Annotated in this window: 1 protein-coding gene and 2 pseudogenes; 2 read left to right on the top strand and 1 reads right to left on the bottom strand. The window is 47.9% G+C overall.

Going from position 1 to position 2,251, the window contains the following annotated elements; all coding sequences use genetic code 11:
• Together hutH and ACXAC4_RS20950 are read left to right on the top strand one after the other, a co-directional pair.
• A pseudogene (hutH, locus tag ACXAC4_RS20955) lies at window positions 1–1,235 on the top strand (histidine ammonia-lyase); the annotation flags it as partial.
• Window positions 1,236–1,259: 24 nt separating this feature from the next.
• Window positions 1,260–1,505 (top strand): hypothetical protein, encoded by a 246-nt coding sequence (locus ACXAC4_RS20950; protein WP_475165114.1) that lies wholly within the window; start codon window positions 1,260–1,262, stop codon window positions 1,503–1,505.
• Between the two features lie 137 nt (window positions 1,506–1,642).
• Here the strand turns inward: ACXAC4_RS20950 and ACXAC4_RS20945 are convergent.
• Window positions 1,643–2,131 (bottom strand): annotated as a pseudogene (locus ACXAC4_RS20945) (aromatic amino acid lyase); the annotation flags it as partial.
• Window positions 2,132–2,251: the final 120 nt, after the last annotated feature.

The following is a 2,251-nucleotide window of genomic DNA, read 5'->3' as shown; positions in this document are numbered from 1 at the left end:
GGCCCTTAAAGTGAATAGCTTGGCGCGTGGTTTCTCTGGCATTCGCCTTTCTGTGATCGAAGCCTTGATCACACTGATTAATAAAGAAGTTTGCATGCATTCCGAAAAAAGGCTCGGTAGGCGCGTCAGGTGACTTGGCTCCTTTAGCGCATATGAGCGCGGTATTACTCGGGGAAGGCAAAGCGCGCTACAAAGGCGAAATCCTATCTGGCCAAGCAGCTCTTGCGGTAGCGGGATTAGAACCAATTACCCTTGCACCAAAAGAAGGTTTAGCCCTACTTAATGGTACTCAAGCTTCGACAGCATTTGCCCTAGAAGGTCTATTTGAAGCAGAAGACTTGTTTGCCAGCGCCATTATCTGTGGTGCGTTTTCGGTCGAAGCGGCTTTGGGTAGCCGTCGTCCATTTGACGAGCGTATCCACCTTGTTCGCGGTCATAAAACTCAAATCGATGTAGCGGCGGCATACCGTCATCTTCTCGGTGATACCAGTGATATCGGCAGCTCCCATGTGGGCTGTGAAAAGGTGCAAGACCCATACTCTCTGCGTTGTCAGCCACAAGTCATGGGCGCTTGCTTAGAGCAAATCCGCAATGCGGCGAACACACTGCGTGTGGAAGCGAACTCGGTGTCGGACAACCCATTGGTATTTGCTGAAGATGGCGACATCATTTCGGGGGTAACTTCCACGCTGAGCCCGTTGCTATGGCAGCCGATAACTTGGCCCTCGCCATTGCTGAAATCGGCAGTCTTTCGGAGCGTCGTATGGCACTTCTGATCGACAGCGGCCTAAGTAAATTACCACCGTTCCTAGTGGACAATGGCGGCGTCAACTCTGGCTTTATGATTGCGCAAGTCACCGCGGCAGCGCTTGCCAGTGAGAACAAAACCTTTGCTCACCCTGCTTCAGTAGACAGCTTGCCTACCTCAGCCAACCAAGAAGACCATGTCTCGATGGCCACCTTTGCGGCACGCCGTCTGCGCGATATGTCAGAAAATACCCGTGGTATTTTCAGCCGTCGAAATCTTGGCTGCGGCTCAAGGTCTGGATTTCCGTGCGCCATTGAAATCGACCACAATCCTTGAACAAGCGAAAGCGGAACTACGTTCCCATGTACCGTTCTACGACAAAGATCGTTACTTCGCTGCGGACATTGAGAAAGCCACGTCCTTGTTAAAAGAAGCCGCGCACAATGGCTTGATGCCAGCAGGCTTGTTACCAAGCTTGAGCGCATAAAAAGAGAAGGACAGACCAAACAAAATGAGTAAGGCAGACACCATGATGGATTGGGACAGTGTATGGATTGGCGCTCAGATTGCGACCTTAGAAAACGGTCAATACAACGTCATTGAAGACGGTGCGTTGGCGGTTAAACAAGGCCGCATCGCTTGGCTGGGCGCAAAGCGAGAGCTTGCCCGCGCATCAAGCCCAACACACCTATCAACTGGAAGGTGGGGTAATCACACCAGGCTTGGTGGACTGTCATACCCATTTGGTCTTTGGTAGGTGCTGATCTCTTGACACTGCACGAGGAACTTAACCTTAGCAATACGTTTTGTACACCTACTTCGTTCAGTTACGTATTGCTAAGGTTAACGACGGTTAGATTCACCTCTTACACAGCACCTGGATCTCTTCACCTACCAAAATTCACCTTCACCTAGTAGTGGTAAAAATAAATGAGAAAGTGGCGCAAGGTCGCCTGATGCACCAACAGAGCCTTGCTCAGGTACAACTGGGATAATATCAAGTTCGATGAACTTAAGCATACGCTCAACTACAGCTAAACGAATACCAGAGAAGCCTTGGCTTAAAGCATGTACTTTGGTGATAAGCATTAGCTTTGAAATTGATTTTGTAATCGGGTTACCTACACCCACAGCGTGTGTGATAAGAAGGTTTTTTTGTAAAAGGTGAGTTTCTTCAGGTGTGATTTGGGTATCACATAAAGGACCAAAGCCGGTATTAATACCATAAACCGCTTTGTCTGATGCCGCCATTTTGTCAACGCGTTGACGGCTTGTGTTAATCTTGCTTATAGCTTCACTTGTTAAAACAGCATCAACTGAACCATTTGCAATACCATTTACAGTATCAAGATCTAGACGATCAACACCATATCTAAACGTCATCTTGTTCTCCAAATTCATTGAGTTCTTATATTTATGGCGCAAATATTAACGAGTGGATGAAGTTTTATAGGTGCTGTGTAAGAGGTGAATCTAACCGTCGTTAACCTTAGCAATACGTAA

This window comes from Pseudoalteromonas sp. AWM4_233 (assembly GCF_056158285.1).
This window is presented reverse-complemented; position numbering and strand designations above follow the sequence as displayed.

Coding starts and splice junctions, on each gene's coding strand:
- ACXAC4_RS20950 (WP_475165114.1), top strand. CDS start 1,260: ATGAGTAAGGCAGACACCATGATGGATTGGGACAGTGTATGGATTGGC.